We start from the raw sequence: 19,940 nt of genomic DNA, 5'->3' as shown, positions 1-19,940 counted from the left end.
AGCGCTCACGGCTGGGACGGCACCGACCCCGGCGCCACCAGCCCCGACTCGTAGGCCACGATGACCAGTTGGGCCCTGTCCCGCGCGCCCAGTTTGCCCATGATGCGGCTGACGTGGGTCTTCGAGGTCAAAGGGCTCAGGCCCAGCGTCTCGGCTATTTCCGTGTTGTTCAGGCCGCGTGCCACGAGGCGAAGCACCTGTCTCTCCCGGTCCGAGAGGCCTTCGGGACCGCCGGAGACGGTGAGTTCGGCGTCCGGGGCCCGCAGTACCCTGGCGATCAGGCGGGCCGTGGGGCCCGGCGAGAGGAGGGAGTCGCCGGCCGCCACCGTGCGGATGGCGTCCAGGAGTTCGGCGGGCTTGGTGTCCTTGACCAGGAAGCCGGACGCACCGGCGCGCAGCGCGTCGACGACGTGCTCGTCCGTGTCGTACGTCGTCAGCATCAGGACCTTCACGCCCGCCAGGTCCTCGTCGGCGGCGAGCAGCCGCGTCGCCTCGATGCCGTCGAGGTCGGGCATGCGGATGTCCATGACGACGAGGTCGGCGCGCTCGGAGCGGGCCAGGTCGACCGCGGAGCGCCCGGTTCCCGCCTGCGCGACGACCTCCATGTCCGGCGCCGAGTCGACCAGCATCGCGAACGCGGCGCGCACGAGCGTCTGGTCGTCGGCGAGCAGCACGCGGATGGTCATCGCGGACCTCCCGAGGAACGGTCCGTCATGTCAGTCCTCCCAGGGACACCGGCGCCAGAGGCAGCACCGCCGACACCATGAAACCCCCTTCGGGCCGCGGCCCCGCCTCCAGGGTCCCGCCAACCGTCCTGGCCCGCTCCCGCATGCCGACGAGCCCGTAGCCCGGCGCGTGCGCGGGCTCCTGGACGCCGACGCCGTCGTCCGTGACCCGCACACACAGCGCCGCCTCCCGCATGCGCACCGCCACCTGGACCCTGGGGTCGGGCCCCGCGTGCCGCACGGCGTTGGTGAGCGCCTCCTGCACGATGCGGTAGGCGGCGACGCCCACGGCGGGCGGCGCCTCGCACTCCCCCACCTCGAGATCGACGCGGGCTCCGGCGGTGCGGGCCGCGTCCGCGAGGTCGGGCAGGCCGTCGAGGCCGGGCAGCGGCCCCCTGGCCTCGTCGTCGGTGCCGGACCTCAACACCTCCAGCGTGGCGCGGAGTTCACCGCGGGCGGTGCGGCAGGTCTCGGCGACGTCGTCGAGGGCCTTGGCGACGGCCGTCCGGTCGAGCCGGTCGGGGTCGGCGGCGAGGACGTGCGCGGCGACCGAGGTCTGGACACCGACCAGCGTGATGCTGTGCGCGAGCAGGTCGTGCAGATCGCGGGCGACCCGCAGCCGCTCCTCCGCGACCCTGCGCCGCGCCTCCTCCTCGCGCGTGCGCTCGGCCCGCTCGGCCCTCTCCAGGACCGAGGCGACGTACTGACGGTGCATGCGCACGTACACGCCGAGCAGCAGGAAGGCGACGATCCAGCCGGAGATGCGGAGCGACTCCGCGCCCTCGGCCATGCCTTCACTGAACTTCAGGCCCAGCATGATGCCGAGGACCGCGCCGCCGACGAGGACCGCGTTGCGGGGTCTGGACCGGGAGGCCACGGTGAACAGGGCGGCCATCGACACCGCCATGGGCGCGGTGTGGTTGTTGTCCATGGAGTGGTAGGCCATGAGGATCACCATCATGGCCGCCATGACCCGCAGCGGGGCGCGGCGCCGCCACACGATGACGACGTGGGCGACGATCAGCAGCGCCCAGCCGAACAGGTCGGGCGGGTCGCCGTTGTCCCGCACGACCTGCACGATCACGACGGCGCTCGCCGCCATGGCGAGCGCGAACAGGACGTCCGTGCGCAGCCGTTCGCCGGGGGCGGCCGGGCCGAGGACGCGCTCGACGAGGTTGCGGCGGGCGGTACCGCGCGCCACGCCCTGGCCTATGACGGGTGATTCCACCGCTCCATCTTGGGGTACGCGGGCGCCCCTCCGGGAGAGGAGGGGCGCCCTGGAGGCCGGCCTCAAGGTGCGGGGACCCGGACGGGTTCGGCCTCGGGGGCGGGGGCCGCGGGGCGGGGCCTGGACAGCGGGCCCGGCCACCACACCTTCCTGCCGAGGGCGACGCTCGCGCTCGTCACCAGATACGTACGCACGAGGAAGGTGTCGAGCAGCACGCCGACCGCAATGACGAAGCCCAGCTCGACGAGTTGGACCAGCGGCATGTTGGTGAGCACGGCGAACGTCGCGGCGAGCACGAGCCCGGCCGATGCGATGACGCCGCCCGTGGTGCGCAGCGCGGTGAGCGCGGCCGCCCCGGGTTCGGCCCCGTTCAGGCACTCCTCGCGCATGCGGTGCATCAGGAAGATCCCGTAATCCACGCCGAGCGCGACGAGGAAGACGAAGGAGAGCAGGCCGAGCCCCGGATCGGTGCCCTCGAACCCGAAGAGCGGTTCGAAGACGAGGCCCGCGACGCCGAGCGAGGCGCCCCACACGGCGACGACCGCGGCGAGCAGCAGCAGGGGCGCGACGAGGCTGCGCAGCAGGGCGACGAGGATCAGCAGGACGGCGCCGAGGACGAGCGGCACCACGAGGGTGCGGTCACGGGCGTTGGTGTCCTTCAGGTCCAGCTGCTGCGCGCTGGATCCGCCGACGTAGGAGCCGTCGAGACGGTCGCTGTCGCGCAGCGCCTCGATGGTCGCGGTCTCGCCCGCCGACTCGGGCGGGGCCGCCGCGAGCACGGAGATCTCGGTCCAGCCCTTGGCGGTACGCCCCTTTTCGGCGCCGTCGACGCCCTTGGTGCCCCGGATCTCGGCGAGGGACTCGGTGGCCCGGTCGGCGGGCGTCATGACGGTGATCGGCTGCGTGCCGGACTCGGGATAGGCGGCGGCGAGGGTCTCCATGGCGGACACGGACTCGGGCGTCTTGGTGAAGGAGTCCTCCTGCTTGAGCGACCCCGGCAGGTTGAACGCGCCGAGCGCGAGCGCACCGAGCAGCACGGCTCCGCCCGCGAGCACGGCCAGCGGCCTGCGCCCCGCCGAACTCCCCATGGCCGCGAACAGACTTCGCCGCTGCTTGGGCACGCTGCCGAAGGCGGGTACGAGCGGCCAGAACACGCGCCGCCCGAGCAGCACGAGGACGGCGGGCAGCAGCGTCAGCATGGCCACGAGCGCGCACAGCACCCCGACCATGCCGAGCGGCCCCATGCCACGGCTGCTGTTGAGGTCGGCGGCGAGCAGGCAGAGCAGGCCCGCGGCGACGGTCCCCGAGGAGGCGAGCACGGCGGGCCCGCAGCCGCGCAGGGCGGCGACCATGGCGTCGTAGGGCCGCTCGATCCTCCGCAACTCCTCCCGGTAGCGGGAGACGAGCAGCAGGGCGTAGTCGGTGCCCGCGCCGAACACGAGGATGGTCATGATCCCCGAGCTCTGGCCGGTGACGGAGGTCCCGAACGCCTGGTTCAGTCCGTACGCGACGCCCATCGCGAGGTAGTCGGCGACGCCCGCGACGGCGAGCGGCACGAGCCAGAGGAAGGGACTGCGGTAGATGAGGATCAGCAACAGCGCGACGACGGCGGCAGTGGTGTAGAGCAGCGGCCCGCCGAGCGAGTTGTAGACCTCGCTGGCGTCGGTGTCGAGCGCCCCGGCCCCGCCGACATCGACGCTCAGCCCGCCGTCCCCACGGGCGACGTCCCGCACATCCTCGACGAGGGCGTCCCGCTTCTCCTCGTCCTGCCCCGGCTCCGTGGAGGCGACGGGGTACATGAGCGTGGTGCCGTCCTCGGACGGCACGCCCTTGGGCTCGGCGACCAGCCGGTGCGCCCGCGCGATCTCGTCGACCTGCTCACCGGCGGCGGCCCGGTCGGCGGCGGTGAGCCCGCCGTCCCGGTGATAGACGAGCACCAGCTCGGTGGCCTCACCGCCCGGCAACTGGTCCTGGATCTTCGCCACTTCGGTGGAGCCCGCACTGGCCGGCAGATAGTCGACGGGCCGGTCCTTCTGCACATCGGCGAGTTTCGCGGCGAACGGCGAGGCGAGCGCGACGACGACGATCCACAGCCCCAGGAACACCCAGGGCACGGCACGCCGTCGCCTTCGCGACGCACCAGCGGTCGATGTGGCCCCCATGACGGGCCTCCTTCGGCAGGGGTGACATGTTCTGCGTCAACCCTTCCGGGAAGGGGCCGCCGATCCGTCGGGCTGGGGGGCGAGTTGGGGGGTACGGCTCGGGAAGGCGGGGCGTTGCGGTTACTCCCCGCGGAGTACGCGGCGGGCCTCCCGCAAGCGGGTCCAGTGGCCGGTGCAGAAGCAGATCAGGGTGTATCTGGGGGCGATCCATCGGGCCTGGTGGCTCGCCGGGCCGAAGACGCGGGCGGCGTCCCGGAGGAGCCGGTCGTAGAGGACGACCGCGCGGTGCGGGTGCGAGGAGAGGAGCAGGGTGAAGGCGTGCCCCACCCGGGTCTGCCAGGTCCAGAAGTGATCGGGTCCGTGGATCCGCTCGCGGTCGGCGACGAGGGCCGCGTACTCGGCCGACGCCGTGCGCAGACGGCCGGTGCGGCGGGCGATCCGCACGACGTCCGCGCGGGCCCCGAGGGTCCAGGGGTGGTCGGCGCCGAAGAGCCGCTCATGGTCCGCGGCCAGCTCCCGCAGGAGGGTCAGCGCCTTGCGCCAGTGCCCGGTGTACCGCAGCCCGCTCTCCGCCCAGCTCGTCCGCCGCCGGAGCGTCCAGGGGTGATCGGGGCCGAACTCCCGTGTGAGGTCGTCGAGCAGGCGGCGCTGGACGGCCGCGTTCTTCCTGACGCGGCCAAGGGAGGCGTAGTACGTGCCGGACCTCCGTCGGGCCCGCACCAGTGCCGGGTGCAGGGAACCCGAGAAGAAGCGCTTCATCGCGCTCAGCGTCACCGGGTCCGAGGCGTCCGCCGTCGCCTCGCACACCTCGACGATCCCTCGGGCCATGTCCAGCGCCCTGGCCAGGTCTCCCACCTCGGCGAGGTATTCGTTGGCCGCCCAGCTCCGCAGCTTGAGCACCGGCCGCATCGCGACCGCTCCCCGCTCCTCGATCTCCGGCCCCAGCGCGACCCACAACGCCTCCACCTGATCGGCGAGTCGGCGTCCGCGCTCCCGCTTGCGCCACGCGTCCTCCGGCGGCACGAGCAGGACGTCGAGGTGCCGCACGACCAGATCCGCCGCCCCGTCCAGCTTGCCCTCCTGCCGCGCCCGCTCCCGCAGGACGCGCTGTACGAGCCGGTGCACGGCGACCGCGTCGTCACCGACGCGCGTGATGAGCGAGACGTCGGCGAGGACTCCGAGGGCGTCGTCCACGGCTGAGGCGTCGTACGGGCCACCGCTCGATTCGAGGGCCCCGTGGAGGAGTTCGCGCGGCACTCCACCCGGCGCCAGGACGGACAGCATCTCCAGGAGCAGCCGCACGAGCCCGCCCTCACCCCCGGACCGCCCCTCCACCTCCTCCACCGCCAGCAGGATCGCCTCGGCCACCCGGTGCGGGTACCGCTCCCCCGGCACCCTGGCGAGCACCTCGTGCACGGGGTAGGCCCGCAGCCGCTCCAGGTAGCCCAGGCAGCCGCCGCCCCGCCCTCGGATGACCTCGGCGGCCTGGGCGAGCGCGAGCGGCAAGTACCCGAGCTCCGCGGCGAGTTCCGCGGCTCCGTCGTCCGCCCCGCACCCGGACCGCTTGGCCAGGAAGTCCAGCGCCTCGACCGCCGTGAAGACGTCGACGTCGACCTGCGCGCCCGCGATGTTCCCGAAGGACCGCACCGTCGTCGTCACGACGACCTGTGCGCGCCCCGCCGTCGGCAGCCAGGCGGCGACCTCGTCCGGGTCGGTCGCGTTGTCGACGACGATCAGGCACGGCAGGTCGGGGTGGCCGCCGAACCAGCCGAGCGCGGACCGCGCCGCCGCCTCCACGTCGTCCCCGGAGGACCGCACGCCGAGCCGGTCGGCGAGTTCCGCGAGGCCCGATGCGAGTCGGCCACCGCTCTCCGCGGTGAGCCAGGCGACGACGGGCCAGCCGTCCCGGATGCGGGAGCGCGCATAGGCCGCGGCGAGCTGTGTCTTGCCGACGCCGCGCGCCCCGGTGACGGCGTGCACGACGGTGAGGCCGGGCTCGTCCGCGGCCTGCTCCAGGGTGGCGAGGAGATCCGCTCGGGGCTGGAACCCCCTCGGCTCCAGGGGAAGTTCACCCATGCGGACCAGTACACGGGCAGGCTCGCCCGGACCGGAGTCGGGCTCGGCGGAGACGGGCCGGGGCTGCGCCCGCGCGGCGGAGCGGCTCACCCACGACGCCCCCGCCGTCCCCCCGATCGTCGCGACGACGGTCGCCGCGGCGACTCCGACGGCGATCCGGCCCTCCTCCGCCGATGGCAGCAGCGGCGCCCGCACGGCGTAGCAGAGAACGAACACCCCGGCGAACGCGAGGAAGTTGAAGGCGATCACGGCCGCCCAGCGCACACCGTCCCTCATGCCCGCAGATTGTCCCGGACCTCGCCCGGCGAGGGACCCCTCGCGAAGGGCCCCTCACAAAGAAGCCCTGCGGCTCACCCTCAGGACGGCGTCCGCGCCGCCACGAGCAGCCGGGCCACCTCGTCCGAGTCGATCGTGAGCGCGCAGCCCGCCGTGGTGAGAACGTCCCGCTCGGCCGGGGTGTAGGGGCCGTCGGCCAGGGCGATCCTGGCGCCCTGGAGCAGCAGGGCCTCGCGGCCCGCGGGGGCGAGGTGCGGGGCCAGGGGGCCGAGGGCCTCGTGGAGTTCGATGGCGAGGCCGGGGCCGCAGTCCGGCTCGACGGCACGGCCCGCGTCGGTGGCGAGCGCGTCGACGAGGGCGACGAGCCGCTCCTCGGTGCAGTCGTCGTAGCCCGCGCCGCGCAGCGTGGCGACGGCCGTGTCGAGGGTGGTGCGCGAGGTGGTACCGCCGGTGGAGAGGACCGCGAGGACGACGGTGTGCACGGCGTCGCGGAGCATCGCGGACAGGCGCGTGGTGGTGGGGTGGTCCAGGACGTCGGGGTCGAAGAAGTCCTGGCAGGCGGCGCACTGGATGACGGGTCCCGCGGTGCCGCGCGGCAGGACGGGCAGGCCGAGCAGGACGAAGCGGCGCCGGCCCGTCAGGCGCTGGTAGTTGCGGTCGCCGCCGCAGGCGGGACAGAAGAACTCGCCGTCGCCGACGGCGTCCCAGGCCGTGTGCATGCCGATCACGCGCCTGCACACGGCTCGCCCGCGCGAGACGGGCAGCGCGAGGATGCGGGATTTCCGGCCGTTTCGTCCCCGATCTGGCAGCACCACGCACCTCCGTAACTCCCCGGCTGCATTGCCGCGTTGGCGTGATGTTAGCCACATCGGTGATGTGGCGTCAGCACCTCGTACAGGAGAGCGAGCCGGACATGGCCGGGAGACGACGCGGCCCCGCCCGCCTGATCGGCGGACGGGGCCGGGAAGGCGCCGGTGGAAGGGTCAGCGCGCCGCGCGGTTGACCGCGGAGACGGCGGCCTTCAGCGAAGCACGTGTCGTGTTCGCATCGATGCCGATGCCCCACAGCACCTTGTCGCCGATCGCGCACTCGATGTACGAGGCGGCCTGCGCGGACGCGCCCTCGCTCATCGTGTGCTCCTGGTAGTCCAGGAGGCGTACGTCGATGCCGATGCCCTGCAGCGCGTCGAAGAACGCGGAGATCGGGCCGTTGCCGGAGCCGGTCAGGACGGTGTCGACGCCGTCCAGCGTGGCCTCGACGGTGAGGGTGTCGACGCCGTCCGTGTCGGTCGTCGTCTGGCCGTTCTTGACCTGAATCCGACCCCAGGGGTTCTCGGGGTTGGGCAGGTACTCGTCCTGGAAGACGCTCCAGATCGCGGCCGGCGTGACCTCGCCGCCCTCGGCGTCGGTCTTGGCCTGGATGATCTTCGAGAACTCGATCTGCATGCGGCGCGGCAGGTCCAGCTTGTGGTCGTTCTGCAGGACGTACGCGATGCCGCCCTTGCCGGACTGCGAGTTGACGCGGATGACGGCCTCGTAGGAACGGCCGACGTCCTTCGGGTCGATGGGCAGGTACGGCACGGCCCACTCGATGTCGTCGACGGTCTTGCCCTGGCCCGCGGCCCGGGTCTCCATCGCGTCGAAGCCCTTCTTGATGGCGTCCTGGTGGGAGCCGGAAAAGGCGGTGTAGACGAGGTCGCCCGCGTACGGGTGGCGGGGGTGGACCTCCATCTGGCTGCAGTACTCGTACACACGACGGACCTCGTCGATGTCCGAGAAGTCGATCTGCGGGTCGACGCCCTGCGAGAACAGGTTCATGCCCAGCGTCACCAGGTCGACGTTGCCGGTGCGCTCGCCCTGGCCGAACAGGCAGCCCTCGACGCGGTCGCCGCCGGCCATGACGGCCAGCTCCGCGGCGGCGACGGCGGTGCCGCGGTCGTTGTGCGGGTGGATGGACAGGCAGACGAACTCGCGGCGGGAGAGGTTGCGGCTCATCCACTCGAAGCGGTCCGCGTGCGTGGACGGCGTCGAACGCTCCACGGTGGCGGGCAGGTTGAGGATGATCTCGCGCTCCGCGTCGGGCTGCCAGACGTCCATGACGCCCTCGCAGACCTCCAGCGCGAAGTCCAGCTCGGTGTCGGTGAAGATCTCGGGGCTGTACTGGTAGCCGAAGGTCGTCTCGGGGCCCAGCAGCTTGTCGGCGTACTCCATGACCAGGCGCGTGCCGTCGACGGCGATCTGCTTCACGGCGTCGCGCGAGCCGCGGAAGACGACGTCGCGCCAGACGGGCGCGGTGGCGTTGTACAGGTGGACCGTCGCGCGCCGGGCGCCCTTCAGGGACTCCACCGTGCGCTCGATGAGCTCCTCGCGCGCCTGGGTCAGGACGGAGATCGTCACGTCCTCGGGGATCGCGTCCTCGTCCTCGATGATCGACCGTACGAACTCGAAGTCGGTCTGGCCCGAGGAGGGGAAGCCGACCTCGATCTCCTTGTAGCCCATGCGGACCAGCAGGTCGAACATCGCGCGCTTGCGGGCCGGGGACATCGGGTCGATCAGCGCTTGGTTGCCGTCGCGCAGGTCGGTGGAGAGCCAGCGGGGGGCGACCGTGATCCGCTTGTTCGGCCAGGTGCGGTCGGGGATGTCCACCTGCTCGTACTGCCCGTACTTGTGGACGGGCATGGAGGTGGGGCGCTGGAAGTTCGGCATGTGCGGGGCTCCTCGGGAATGTCCGGAAGGACGGCCGACGGTCTTAGCGCAACACCGAACTCCGCGGGGAGGGGGTCGGCCTCGACTACAGGCCCTCGCCGCGGCAGCTAAGGAGAAGCAGCCCGAATCGCATGATGGGGCGAGCCTAGCCGAGCCGCGCGTCGTGCGCGGGCCCGTATCAGTATGCGGGATCGCCGCCAGGTAACGGCTATGGCGTGATCAATACCTCTATTTCACTAATCATGGTTGCAGGTAGTGACAGCGGCATGACCCAGTGCCACATTGCCGCCATGACCGCCAACCCGACGGGTTTCGAGCCCGTTTTCTGCACCATCGTGCCGCCCCACGTCCTGGACACTCTCGCCCAGAGCCAGGACCCCGCACTCGCCGCGCCCGCCCGCCGCACCCTGGAGCGGGACGCCATCGAGCGCACCCACCGCCGTCTGACGACCGTCATCGGCGCGCCCAGCGTGACCCCGCCCAAGGAAGCCGCGGCGGGCAAGCCGCACCGCACCATCTACGACGCCAAGCACCGCACCGAGCTCCCCGGCCGCAAGGTCCGCGGCGAGGGCGACAAGCCCGGCAAGGACGCCACGGTCAACCGCGCCTACGCGGGCCTCGGCGCGACCTTCGAGCTGTACCAGAAGTCCTACGAGCGCAACTCCATCGACGGCAACGGCCTGCCGCTGAACGCCACCGTGCACTACGGCGAGGACTACGGAAACGCCTTCTGGAACGGCGAGCAGATGGTCTTCGGCGACGGGGACAACGAGATCTTCCTCGACTTCACCATCCCCGTGGACGTCATCGGCCACGAGCTCACCCACGGCGTCGTGCAGTACACGGCCAACCTCACGTACTTCGGCCAGCCGGGCGCCCTGAACGAGTCGATGGCCGACGTCTTCGGCTCGATGATCAAGCAGTACACACTCGGCCAGACCTCGTCCGAGGCCGACTGGCTGATCGGCGCCGGCCTGCTCGCCCCGCGCGTCACCGGCAAGGCGCTGCGCTCCATGAAGGAGCCCGGCACCGCGTACGACGACGACGTGCTCGGCAAGGACCCGCAGCCCGCCGACATGGACCACTACGTCCGCACCGGCCGCGACAACGGCGGCGTGCACATCAACTCCGGCATCCCCAACCGCGCGTTCTACCTGGTCGCCGACGCGCTCGGCGGTCACTCGTGGGAGCGGGCCGGACAGATCTGGTACGCCGTCCTGACCGGCGGCGAGCTGGCGCAGGACGCGTCCTTCACGGACTTCGCGAAGCTGACGGTCGCCGCGGCACGCGCGAAGTACGGCGACGGCGACGAGCTCAAGGCCGTCATCGACGCGTGGTCCACGGTCAAGGTTCCCGCCACCGACTGACGGGCGCGCTACCGGCCGCCCATCCCGTGGAGTAGACAGGACCCATGCGTATCCAGGTGAAGCGGACCGGAGGATTCGCGGGCATCGACCGGCACGCCGAGGTGGACACCTCGGGGCTGGCCGATGCCCCGGAATGGCACGCCCTGGCCGAACGGGCCCTGGCCGAGGGCAGGAGCACCCCGCCGATAGGAGTGCCGGACGGCTTCAACTACCAGCTGACGGTGGACGGGCGCACGGTGTACTGCTCGGACCCGCGCCTGACGGAGCCGCAGCGGAAGCTGATCTCACGGGTACTGAAGGAGGGCTCGTAGCCTCACCCTGAAGAACACCGCCCTGAAGAACCTCGCCCGGAAAACCTGAGCATTGTTCATCTTTTCCGCGCACGCCCATTGACTTCCGTACTCGGCGGTACGGAAGATCCCGGCCATGGCAGCGAGTGCGGCGACATCGGCGAGAGACCCGTTCCCCCAGTTCCCCCACGACTTCCTGTGGGGTGTGTCCACATCGGCCCACCAGATCGAGGGCGCCGTCGACGAACGCGGCGCCTCGGTCTGGGACGCGTTCACGGCCGTGCCGGGGAACGTGAAGGACGGCACGACGGCCGCCGTCGCCTGCGACCACTACCACCGCTACCGCGAAGACGTGGCGCTCATCAGGGAGTTGGGGGTCGGCGCGTACCGCTTCTCCGTCTCCTGGCCGCGCGTCCTGCCCACGGGGGCGGGCCCGGTGAACGCGGCAGGGCTCGACTTCTACGACCGCCTCGTCGACGAGCTCTGCGCGGCGGGGATACGCCCCGTCCCCACCCTCTTCCACTGGGACACCCCGCTGGCCGTGCACAAGGCGGGCGGCTGGCTCGCGCGGGACACCGCCGAGCGCTTCGCCGACTACGCGGCCGTGGTGGCGGCCCGCGTCGGCGACCGCGTCACCAAGTGGATCACCCTCAACGAACCCGCGGAACACACCCTGTTGGGCCACGCGCTCGGCCAGCACGCGCCCGGCGAGCGGCTCCTCTTCGACGCCCTGCCGGTCGCCCACCACCAGCTCCTCGCGCACGGCCTCGCCGTACAGGCCCTGCGCGCGGCGGGCGCCGACGACATCGGCATCGCCAACTCGCACGGCCCGACCTGGCCCGCGTCCGCCGCGGACGAGGACACGGCCGCCGCGGACTTCTACGACGTACTCCTCAACCGCCTCTTCGCGGACCCGCTGCTGCTCGGCCACTACCCGGAGGGAATGGGCGAGTTGATGCCCTCGCCGGACCTCTCGGCGGACCTGAAGGTGATCTCCGAGCCGCTCGACTGGTACGGGATCAACTTCTACCAGCCGACGAAGGTGGGCGCCCCGCTCCCCGAGGGCACGGCCGCGGAGTTCTCCGGCGTCACGCTCCCGCCCGAACTGCCCTTCTCGCCACGGGAGATCGAGGGGTACCCGGTCACGGACTTCGGCTGGCCGGTCGTCCCGGACTCGCTCACAGAGCTGCTGACCGGCTTCCGGGACCGGTACGGCGACCGGCTTCCGCCCCTCGTCGTCACCGAGAACGGCTGCTCGTACGAGGGTCTGGACGACCAGGAGCGGATCGCCTACCTGGACGGTCATCTGAGGGCGCTGCACCGGGCGTTGGAGGCCGGGGTGGACGTACGCGGCTACTTCGTCTGGTCCCTCGTCGACAACTTCGAGTGGGCGGAGGGGTACCGGCAGCGTTTCGGCCTCGTCCACGTCGACTACGACACGCTGGAGCGCACCCCGAAGGCGTCGTACGGCTGGCTGCGCGAGGTTCTGCGGGCGCAGCGCCCATGACCGGCACCGCGCTCGCTGAGCCGACCGCACGGGTCGGCCGGGGCTGGACCACTTCGCTTTCGGTGGCCAACGGCGCGATCTGGGTGGGCTGGTACGGGCCGCTGCAGATCCTCCTCGCCGTCCAGGCGGAGGACCTGGCGCCTGCGGGCACGTCGAAGGAGGCGGTCCTCGCCTGGGTGACGGGCGTCGGCGCGGTGGTGTCCCTCGCCGCGAACCCGTTCTTCGGCGCGGTCTCGGACCGCACGACGTCCCGCTGGGGTCGCCGCACCCCCTGGATCGTGGCGGGCACGGCAGGCGGCGCGGCCTGTCTCCTCCTGCTCTCCGCGGCGGACTCGGTGTGGTGGATGGCGGCGGGCTGGTGCCTGGTCCAACTCACCCTGAACGCCGCCTTCGCCGCGATCACGGCAGCGGTGCCCGACCGGGTGCCGCGGCTTCAACGGGGCTCCGTGGGCGGCTGGTTGGGCGCGGCGCAGCTGCTCGGCGTGGTCGTCGGCACGGGGCTCGTGACGGTGGCGGGCGGGACGGTCGCGGGGTACGCGGCGTGCGCGGTGTTCACGGTGGCGGGCGTGCTGCCGTACGTAGTACGCCACAGGGACCTGCGCCTGCCTGCTGCCGACCGCCCGCCCTGGCAGTGGCGGAGCTTCCTGGCGGGCTTCCGGCTGAGCCCGCGCCGCCACCCGGACCTGGGCTGGGCCTGGCTGACCCGCTTCCTGATCAACACGAGCAACTCGATCGTGCTGCTGTACCTGCTCTACTTCCTCAGGGACCGCCTCAACCACGGGGACCCGGACGAGGGAGTACTGATCCTGACGGCGGTGAACGGAGCGACGATGCTCGCCACGGTCGTGGTGGGCGGCGCCTGGTCGGACCGGCTGGGCCGCCGCAAGCCGTTCGTGATCTGGTCGGGCGCGCTGATGGCGGCGGCGACGGCCCTGCTCGCCGTCTGGCAGACCTGGCCGGGCGCGATCGTGGCGGCAGCGGTCCTGGGCATCGGCTTCGGCGTCTTCACGTCGGTGGACTTCGCCCTGATGACGGACGTCCTCCCCGAGGCCAAGGACCGCGGCAAGGACCTGGGCATCATCAACATCGCCAACTCCCTCCCCCAGGTAGCGGCCCCGGCTCTGGCGGCCCCGATAGTGACGCACCTGGGCGGCTACCGGGTCCTGTACCTGACGGCGGCGGTGACGGGGCTGGTGGGGGCGGTGCTGGTGACGCGGATCAGGGGAGTCGAGTAGAGCCTGTCCGGCGGTTGAGGACGAACTCGGCGAAGCCGGTGATCCACCGAGCCCCGCGGAACCCGCTCAGAATCCGAGCTTGCGAAGCTGCCGAGGGTCCCGCTGCCAGTCCTTCGCGACCTTGACATGCAGATCAAGGAAGACGGGCGTCCCGAGGAGCGCCTCGATCTGCTTCCTGGACTTGATGCCGACGTCCTTCAGCCGCTTGCCCTTGGGGCCGATGATGATCCCCTTCTGGCTCGGCCGCTCGATGTACACGAACGCGTGGATGTCCAGGAGCGGCTTGTCCGCCGGGCGGTCCTCGCGCGGGATCATCTCCTCGACGACCACGGCGATGGAGTGCGGCAGCTCGTCCCGCACACCCTCCAGCGCGGCCTCGCGGATCAGCTCCGCGACCATGACCTGCTCGGGCTCGTCCGTGAGGTCGCCCTCGGGGTAGAGCGCGGGGCCCTCGGGCAGGAGCGGGACGATCAGGTCCGCGAGAAGCCCGACCTGCTTGTCGCCCACGGCCGAGACCGGGATGATCTCGGCCCACTCGAAGCCGAGCTCCTTGCCGAGCTGGTCGATGGCGATGAGCTGCTCGGCCAGGGCCTTGCTGTCGACGAGGTCCGTCTTCGTGACGACCGCGATCTTCGGCGTCTTCTTGATGGACGCGAGCTCCTTGGCGATGAACCGGTCGCCGGGCCCGATCTTCTCGTTCGCGGGCAGGCAGAAGCCGATGACGTCGACCTCGGCCCACGTCGTCCGCACGACGTCGTTCAGGCGCTCGCCGAGCAGCGTCCGCGGCTTGTGCAGCCCGGGGGTGTCCACCAGGATCAGCTGCGCGTCAGGCCGGTGCACGATGCCACGCACCGTGTGCCGCGTGGTCTGCGGCTGGTCCGCGGTGATCGCCACCTTCTTGCCGACCAGAGCGTTCGTGAGGGTGGACTTGCCCGCGTTGGGGCGGCCGACGAAGCAGGCGAAGCCGGCGCGGTGCACGGCATCGGACGGCTCGGCTGAAGACGGGGTACGAACGCTCATGGCGCCCATTGTCCCTGATCCCGCGAGCCCCGCCGCACCGGCACGGCCCCCGGCCCCGCCCCGCACGGCCTCCGCGCCCGCGCCGTGAGCCCCCGTGAGCCCTCAGAAACCGCTCGGCAACCCCTCGGCAACACGAAACACGGCGGAAACCCCCGGGTGCCCGATACGAAACGCGGGCCCGTGACGCTCTCCCCCCATGACGACCTCCGCCGCCCCCCACCTCGACACGGGCGACACCGCCTGGCTCCTCGCAGCGACCGCGCTGGTCCTCCTCATGACCCCGGGCCTCGCCCTGTTCTACGGAGGCATGGTCCGCACGAAGAGCGTGCTGAACATGCTGCTGATGTCCTTCGTCTCGATAGCCCTGGTCACCGTGGTCTGGCTGCTCGCCGGCTACTCGCTCGCCTTCGGCGACGACGCCTTCGCCGGCCTCATCGGCGACCTCGACCACATCGGGATGGCCGGCATCGGCCCGACCACCCTCACCGGAACCGTCCCCACCCTCCTTTTCACCACCTTCCAGCTCACCTTCGCGATCATCACGGCCGCGCTGATCAGCGGCGCCGTCGCGGACCGCACCAGGTTCGCGGCGTGGCTGGTCTTCGTCCCCGTCTGGACCCTCCTCGTATACGTTCCCGTGGCGCACTGGGTCTGGGGCCCCGAAGGCTGGATCGCGAACGCGCTCGGCGCCCTGGACTTCGCGGGCGGCCTGGTCGTCGAGATCGCCTCGGGCGCCTCCGGCCTCGCCCTGTGCCTGGTGCTCGGCCCGCGCATCGGCTTCAAGAAGGAGGCCATGCGCCCGCACAACCTCCCCATGGTCCTGATGGGTGCGGGCCTGCTCTGGTTCGGCTGGCTCGGCTTCAACGGCGGCTCGGCCCTCGGCGCGAACGGCCTGGCGGCGGCGTCGTTGCTGAACACCGTCCTCGCCGGCTGCACGGGCCTGCTCGGCTGGCTCCTCGTGGAGCAGCGGCGCGACGGCCACCCCACGACGTTCGGCGCGGCGTCGGGCGCGGTCGCGGGCCTGGTGGCGATCACGCCGTCGTGCGGGGTCGTCGACGTCCTGGGCGCCGCGGTGATCGGCCTCGCGGCGGGCGTGGTCTGCTCGTACGCCGTGGCGTGGAAGTTCCGCCTCGGCTACGACGACTCACTGGACGTCGTGGGAGTCCACCTGGTGGGCGGGGTGGTGGGCACCCTCCTGATCGGCCTGTTCGCCACGGCCACGATGACGGCGGGCGGCCAGGAGGGCCTCTTCCACGGCGGCGGGCTCGCCCAACTCGGCAAGCAGGCGGTGGCGGTGGCGGCCGTGGCGACGTACACGTTCGCCGTGACGTACGGCATCGGCAAGGCCATCGACGGACTGATGGGCTTCCGGGCGTCGCCCGAGGACGAACTGACCGGCCTGGACCAGACACAGCACGCGGAGAGCGCCTACGATCACGGCGTCCTGACGAGCCCTGTGGGCTCCGCGTCGGTCAAGAAGGGGAGCACCGTCGCATGAAGCTGATCACCGCGATCATCAAGCCGTTCCGCCTGGACGAGGTGAAGACGGCACTCCAGGAACTCGGCATCCAGGGCCTGACGGTCACCGAGGCCAGCGGCTACGGCCGCCAGCGCGGCCACACCGAGGTCTACCGCGGCGCCGAGTACCGGGTCGACCTGGTCCCGAAGGTCCGCGTGGAGGTGGTCGTCCCGGACCTGGACGCGGACCCGGCCATGGACGCGATCGTTCGCGCGGCGTATACGGGGAAGATCGGCGACGGCAAGGTGTGGGCGGTCCCGGTGGACACGGTGATCCGTGTCAGGACGGGTGAACGGGGCCCCGACGCAGTGTGACGGCAGATCACCGGCTCCGCCGAGTCCGTCCTCAAGCACCGGACGGGCTGGATCTTCCAGCCCGTCCGGTGCTTGTCGTCCTTCAGCCCGTCCGGTGCTTGTCGTCCTTCAGCCCGTCCGGTGCTTGTCGTCCTTCAGCCCCTCCGGCGTTTGACGTCCTTCAGCCCCTCCGGCGTTTGAGGAGCGGGGTCTGGGGCGGAGCCCCAGTTTCGGGAAGGGGCGGGATCGGGGAAGAACCCGCCGGAGGCAAGACCTCAGCCCGCCTCCACCCGCACCCGAACCTCCCCGTCGGCCCCCGCGAGGAACACCGGCGTACCGGCCCCGCCAAGGTCCCGCACAGCCGCCAGATCCTCAGCCGAGACACCCTCCGCCCCGGAAACGACCGCCGCCGCCTCCAGCGACTCCGCCCCCGAAGCCACCGCCATCGCGACCGCCGTCCTCAACGCCGACAGCTGAAGCGAATCCAGCGCAACGGTCCCCGCCACATACGTACGCCCCGTCTCATCCCGCACAGCCGCCCCCTCAGGCACCCCATTACGGGCCCGAGCAGAACGAGCCAGGGTGACGATCTTGCGGTCCTCGGGATCCAGCGCGGCACTCTCAGTCATGCCCCGAGCATACGGAGCACGCCCCACTACCCCGCCACCGGATGGATCGACCCCCGCCGCCCCTCCGGTGACGCCAGCCACGCCAACTTCCCCGCCGTGTCCACCTCCGCGTCCGGCAACGGCGTATGCAGCACGATCGTGAGATCGGGCCTGGCCGGCACCTTCAGCTGGGTGGACTGAAGGAACAGCGTCCCCGCCACCGGATGCTCGATCTCCTTGGTGACCTGCCCCCCGGGCAGGACGTCCCGCCGCTCCCACAGCTCCACGAACTCCGCACTCACCGCCTTCGCCTCGGCGATCACCGCCGCGAACCCGTCGTCGTCCGGCAGCTCCGAGCACGCGGCCCGGTACATCGCCACGACCTGCGGAGCGTTCCGCTCCCAACTGCTCGCTCGCTCACGGTAGATGGAGTCGGTGAAGAAGGTGAGCAGACAGTTGTCGGAGGTCTCCGAGCGCATGCCGAGCACGGACGCCGACGCGTCGTTGTACATCACGCAGTTCCAGTACGCGTCCATGATGTGCGCCGGATACGGCAGCCACGCCTCGATGAGCCGCCGCAGCCCGTCACACATGTCCTGGTCGTCCCTGGCGACCTCGGGCCGCGGCGGATTGAGCCCGGCGAGGACGTAGAGGTGACGCCGCTCGGCGCCGCTGAGCCGAAGGACGCGCGCCACGGAGTCCAGGACCTGCGGCGACACGGAGATGTCGCGGCCCTGCTCCAACCACTGGTACCAGGACGCCCCGACCCCGGCGAGGACCGCGACCTCCTCGCGGCGGAGCCCCGGCGTGCGCCGCCGACCGCCGCCGTCCGGCAGCCCGGCCTCCGCAGGGCTGACCCGGGCGCGCCGGCTCATCAGGAACTCCCGCAGCTCGCCGAGGCGGTGGGCCTTCGCGGCGTCCGGGACCGACGCTGTTGCCATGTGCTGCTCCCCCAAGCCCTGACTGGTGTTACGGCCACCAGCATAAGTTCCCGCTCCCCACGGGTATTCCGGCCGATCCAAGCTCTTGACCATGGCGATCGACACCTCCACCGCCCCGTCCACCCAGGCCGCCCCTCCGGCGCCACAACCGCACACCCCCGCTCCCGCACCCAAGCTCTCCTCCCGCGACAGGCTCATCCTGTTCGTGCTCTGCGCCGCGCAGTTCATGGTCGCGCTGGACTTCTCCGTCCTGAACGTGGCCCTGCCCGTGCTCGGCGCCGACCTCGGCATGAGCCAGTCCGCCCTGCAGTGGGCGGTGACCGCCTTCGCGCTGCCCTCGGGCGGCTTCCTCCTCCTCTTCGGCAGGACCGGCGACCTGTTCGGGCGGCGCAGGCTGTTCCTCGCCGGGCTCGCGCTCTTCGGCCTGGCCTCGCTGCTCGCCACGTTCGCCTGGGACCCGGCGTCGTTCCTGGCCGGGCGCGCGCTGCAGGGCGTGGGCGCCGCGGCCATCGTGCCGACCGGCATGTCCCTGCTGACCACGACCTTCCCCGAGGGCCCGCAGCGCGAGAGGGCCCTCGGCATCTCCGGCACGCTGCTCTCGCTCGGCTTCACGGTCGGCATGGTGCTCGGCGGCGTCCTCACCGACACCCTCGGCTGGCGCTCCACCATGGGCCTGCTGACCCTGTTCGCACTGATCGTGCTGCCGCTGGCGCCGGGCCTGCTGCCGGAGTCCCGCACCCCCGACCGCCCGCGCCTGGACATCCCCGGAGCGGTGACCGTCACCGGCGGTCTGCTCGCCCTGATCTACGCCCTGTCGACGGCCGCCGAGCGCGGCTTCGGCGGCACCGACGTCATCGTCACGCTGGTGGCGGGCGTCCTGCTCCTCGCGGCCTTCGGATACGTCGAGTCGCGCACCGCCTCGCCGCTGGTCTCCCTGCCCATGCTGGGCCGCCGCACGGTGGCGTGGGGCAACCTGGGCGGTCTGGTCACCTTCTCGATGATGACGACGGTCGTCTTCGTGCTGACCCTCTACTTCCAGGAGATCCTGCACCTGTCGGCCTTCGAGACGGGCCTCGTCTTCGGTGTGCAGGGCGTCCTGTCGGTGGTCGCCGGTGTGTACGCGCCCAAGGTCATCGGCCGCTTCGGCGCACGCCGCACGCTGGTCGGATCCCTGGTCGGTCAGGGCCTGTTCGTGGCGGCGCTGCTCGGCATCGGCGAGGGCGGCTGGTCGGTGTATCTGGCCACGGCCGCGGTGTCGGTGGCGAGCATGTTCCACCTGGGCGCGATCGTCTCGTACGGCGTGACGGTCACCTCGGGCGTCCCCGACGAGGAGCAGGGCCTGGCGACGGGCCTGGTCACCTCGACCCAGCAGGTGGGCATCACGATCGGCATCCCGCTGCTCGGCGTCCTCGCGACGACCACGACGGACCTCCTCGCGGGCACGCGGACGGTCCTCCTGATCGACGCGGCGGTGGTCCTTACGACGGCGGGCCTGATCTCGCTCGGCCTGCGCCGCACCGCCCTCCGCGCCTAGCCGCCCCCTCACACAGTGACGGCCCGACCCCCTTGGGAGGCGGGCCGTCACCATGTCTCATGGGCGGCGCGCCCCGGCGGACGGCGCCGCCCGGTCCGCCAGGACGAGGAAGGCCGACCAGGCCTCCGGGCCGAAGGCGAGCACAGCGTCCCGGGGCCGTGTCGAATCGCGCACACGCACCGCCTCACCGGTCCAGGCGATCTCCACGCACGCGCCGTCCGGACCATCGCTCGCGCGGCTCTTGCGCCACGTCCATGAGCTGCCCACGCTTCTCCTCCACCCCGGGTGCGGAAGACCAGCCGTCGCTGCTCACGGCGGAAGGACGGAGGCCGGGATTCCAGCTCAGTCGGCTCCCCCGTGCGGCTGGTGCAGGGACACGCAGCACCTCTTCCAGAATAACGGGGCGCCATTCGAATATGAACGACCCGTTTCCCGCCAAGATCCCGTGGTCCAG

Annotated in this window: 17 protein-coding genes; 7 read left to right on the top strand and 10 right to left on the bottom strand. The window is 71.7% G+C overall.

Annotated features, from left to right (window positions below):
- Positions 1-5: 5 nt before the first annotated feature.
- The 6 genes from AB0B50_RS34040 to leuA form a co-directional block, all read right to left on the bottom strand.
- Entirely contained in the window at positions 6-686 is a 681-nt protein-coding gene (locus AB0B50_RS34040) for a response regulator transcription factor (protein ID WP_362339673.1), read from the bottom strand.
- A gap of 25 nt (positions 687-711) precedes the next feature.
- Entirely contained in the window at positions 712-1,842 is a 1,131-nt protein-coding gene (locus tag AB0B50_RS34035; protein ID WP_362339738.1) for a histidine kinase, read from the bottom strand.
- 173 nt (positions 1,843-2,015) lie between these two features.
- On the bottom strand, positions 2,016-4,115 hold the full coding sequence (locus tag AB0B50_RS34030; RefSeq protein WP_362339672.1) for an MMPL family transporter: 2,100 nt from the start codon (positions 4,113-4,115) through the stop codon (positions 2,016-2,018).
- A 120-nt stretch (positions 4,116-4,235) separates the two neighbouring features.
- Positions 4,236-6,467 (bottom strand): tetratricopeptide repeat protein, encoded by a 2,232-nt coding sequence (locus tag AB0B50_RS34025; protein WP_362339671.1) that lies wholly within the window; start codon positions 6,465-6,467, stop codon positions 4,236-4,238.
- 80 nt (positions 6,468-6,547) lie between these two features.
- A complete protein-coding gene (locus AB0B50_RS34020; protein ID WP_362339737.1) occupies positions 6,548-7,186 on the bottom strand; it encodes a TerB family tellurite resistance protein in 639 nt (212 codons plus the stop codon).
- 264 nt (positions 7,187-7,450) lie between these two features.
- Positions 7,451-9,172 carry a 2-isopropylmalate synthase gene (gene leuA / locus AB0B50_RS34015; RefSeq protein WP_362339670.1) on the bottom strand — a complete coding sequence of 574 codons (1,722 nt, stop codon included), beginning with the start codon at positions 9,170-9,172 and terminating at the stop codon, positions 7,451-7,453.
- 290 nt (positions 9,173-9,462) lie between these two features.
- Between leuA and AB0B50_RS34010 the strand changes: the two genes are divergently transcribed.
- The 4 genes from AB0B50_RS34010 to AB0B50_RS33995 all read left to right on the top strand — a co-directional run bounded on the left by AB0B50_RS34010 (position 9,463) and on the right by AB0B50_RS33995 (position 13,571).
- The gene (locus AB0B50_RS34010; protein WP_362339669.1) at positions 9,463-10,539 is read left to right on the top strand and encodes a M4 family metallopeptidase; all 1,077 of its coding nucleotides are present in this window, start codon (positions 9,463-9,465) and stop codon (positions 10,537-10,539) included.
- Between the two features lie 44 nt (positions 10,540-10,583).
- The gene (locus tag AB0B50_RS34005) at positions 10,584-10,850 is read left to right on the top strand and encodes a protealysin inhibitor emfourin (protein ID WP_362339668.1); all 267 of its coding nucleotides are present in this window, start codon (positions 10,584-10,586) and stop codon (positions 10,848-10,850) included.
- Positions 10,851-10,965: 115 nt separating this feature from the next.
- Positions 10,966-12,336, top strand: a complete 1,371-nt coding sequence (locus AB0B50_RS34000) for a GH1 family beta-glucosidase (protein ID WP_362339667.1) — start codon at positions 10,966-10,968, stop codon at positions 12,334-12,336.
- A complete protein-coding gene (locus tag AB0B50_RS33995; protein WP_362339666.1) occupies positions 12,333-13,571 on the top strand; it encodes an MFS transporter in 1,239 nt (412 codons plus the stop codon). Before AB0B50_RS34000 ends, AB0B50_RS33995 begins: the two co-directional genes overlap by 4 nt.
- Positions 13,572-13,637: 66 nt before the next feature.
- On the opposite strand, the gene era is transcribed toward AB0B50_RS33995, so the two are convergent.
- On the bottom strand, positions 13,638-14,591 hold the full coding sequence (gene era, locus AB0B50_RS33990) for a GTPase Era (protein ID WP_362339665.1): 954 nt from the start codon (positions 14,589-14,591) through the stop codon (positions 13,638-13,640).
- Positions 14,592-14,787: 196 nt separating this feature from the next.
- On the opposite strand from era, the gene AB0B50_RS33985 reads away from it, so the two are divergent.
- Both AB0B50_RS33985 and AB0B50_RS33980 read left to right on the top strand, forming a co-directional pair.
- Positions 14,788-16,089, top strand: coding sequence for an ammonium transporter (locus AB0B50_RS33985; protein WP_362339664.1), 1,302 nt, complete (start codon positions 14,788-14,790; stop codon positions 16,087-16,089).
- A complete protein-coding gene (locus AB0B50_RS33980; RefSeq protein WP_362339663.1) occupies positions 16,086-16,424 on the top strand; it encodes a P-II family nitrogen regulator in 339 nt (112 codons plus the stop codon). Before AB0B50_RS33985 ends, AB0B50_RS33980 begins: the two co-directional genes overlap by 4 nt.
- Positions 16,425-16,678: 254 nt before the next feature.
- On the opposite strand, the gene AB0B50_RS33975 is transcribed toward AB0B50_RS33980, so the two are convergent.
- Both AB0B50_RS33975 and AB0B50_RS33970 read right to left on the bottom strand, forming a co-directional pair.
- A complete protein-coding gene (locus tag AB0B50_RS33975; protein ID WP_362339662.1) occupies positions 16,679-17,032 on the bottom strand; it encodes a cytidine deaminase in 354 nt (117 codons plus the stop codon).
- 26 nt (positions 17,033-17,058) lie between these two features.
- Positions 17,059-17,952, bottom strand: coding sequence for a helix-turn-helix transcriptional regulator (locus AB0B50_RS33970; RefSeq protein WP_362339661.1), 894 nt, complete (start codon positions 17,950-17,952; stop codon positions 17,059-17,061).
- 91 nt (positions 17,953-18,043) lie between these two features.
- Between AB0B50_RS33970 and AB0B50_RS33965 the strand changes: the two genes are divergently transcribed.
- On the top strand, positions 18,044-19,486 hold the full coding sequence (locus tag AB0B50_RS33965) for an MFS transporter (protein ID WP_362339660.1): 1,443 nt from the start codon (positions 18,044-18,046) through the stop codon (positions 19,484-19,486).
- Positions 19,487-19,543: 57 nt separating this feature from the next.
- On the opposite strand, the gene AB0B50_RS33960 is transcribed toward AB0B50_RS33965, so the two are convergent.
- The gene (locus AB0B50_RS33960) at positions 19,544-19,753 is read right to left on the bottom strand and encodes a DUF397 domain-containing protein (protein ID WP_362339659.1); all 210 of its coding nucleotides are present in this window, start codon (positions 19,751-19,753) and stop codon (positions 19,544-19,546) included.
- Positions 19,754-19,940 lie beyond the last annotated feature (187 nt).

It is taken from the genome of Streptomyces sp. NPDC041068 (assembly GCF_040647455.1).
GTDB lineage: Bacteria > Actinomycetota > Actinomycetes > Streptomycetales > Streptomycetaceae > Streptomyces.
This window is presented reverse-complemented; position numbering and strand designations above follow the sequence as displayed.

Excerpts from the sequence above, each read along its gene's own strand:
- AB0B50_RS33980 (WP_362339663.1), top strand. The coding sequence starts at position 16,086 with ATGAAGCTGATCACCGCGATCATCAAGCCGTTCCGCCTGGACGAGGTG.
- AB0B50_RS34040 (WP_362339673.1), bottom strand. The coding sequence starts at position 686 with ATGACCATCCGCGTGCTGCTCGCCGACGACCAGACGCTCGTGCGCGCC.
- leuA (WP_362339670.1), bottom strand. The coding sequence starts at position 9,172 with ATGCCGAACTTCCAGCGCCCCACCTCCATGCCCGTCCACAAGTACGGG.
- AB0B50_RS33965 (WP_362339660.1), top strand. The coding sequence starts at position 18,044 with ATGGCGATCGACACCTCCACCGCCCCGTCCACCCAGGCCGCCCCTCCG.
- AB0B50_RS33970 (WP_362339661.1), bottom strand. The coding sequence starts at position 17,952 with ATGGCAACAGCGTCGGTCCCGGACGCCGCGAAGGCCCACCGCCTCGGC.
- AB0B50_RS33995 (WP_362339666.1), top strand. The coding sequence starts at position 12,333 with ATGACCGGCACCGCGCTCGCTGAGCCGACCGCACGGGTCGGCCGGGGC.
- AB0B50_RS34020 (WP_362339737.1), bottom strand. The coding sequence starts at position 7,186 with ATGCACACGGCCTGGGACGCCGTCGGCGACGGCGAGTTCTTCTGTCCC.
- AB0B50_RS34000 (WP_362339667.1), top strand. The coding sequence starts at position 10,966 with ATGGCAGCGAGTGCGGCGACATCGGCGAGAGACCCGTTCCCCCAGTTC.
- AB0B50_RS34010 (WP_362339669.1), top strand. The coding sequence starts at position 9,463 with ATGACCGCCAACCCGACGGGTTTCGAGCCCGTTTTCTGCACCATCGTG.
- AB0B50_RS34025 (WP_362339671.1), bottom strand. The coding sequence starts at position 6,467 with ATGAGGGACGGTGTGCGCTGGGCGGCCGTGATCGCCTTCAACTTCCTC.
- AB0B50_RS33985 (WP_362339664.1), top strand. The coding sequence starts at position 14,788 with ATGACGACCTCCGCCGCCCCCCACCTCGACACGGGCGACACCGCCTGG.
- AB0B50_RS34005 (WP_362339668.1), top strand. The coding sequence starts at position 10,584 with ATGCGTATCCAGGTGAAGCGGACCGGAGGATTCGCGGGCATCGACCGG.
- AB0B50_RS33975 (WP_362339662.1), bottom strand. The coding sequence starts at position 17,032 with ATGACTGAGAGTGCCGCGCTGGATCCCGAGGACCGCAAGATCGTCACC.
- era (WP_362339665.1), bottom strand. The coding sequence starts at position 14,591 with ATGAGCGTTCGTACCCCGTCTTCAGCCGAGCCGTCCGATGCCGTGCAC.
- AB0B50_RS34030 (WP_362339672.1), bottom strand. The coding sequence starts at position 4,115 with ATGGGGGCCACATCGACCGCTGGTGCGTCGCGAAGGCGACGGCGTGCC.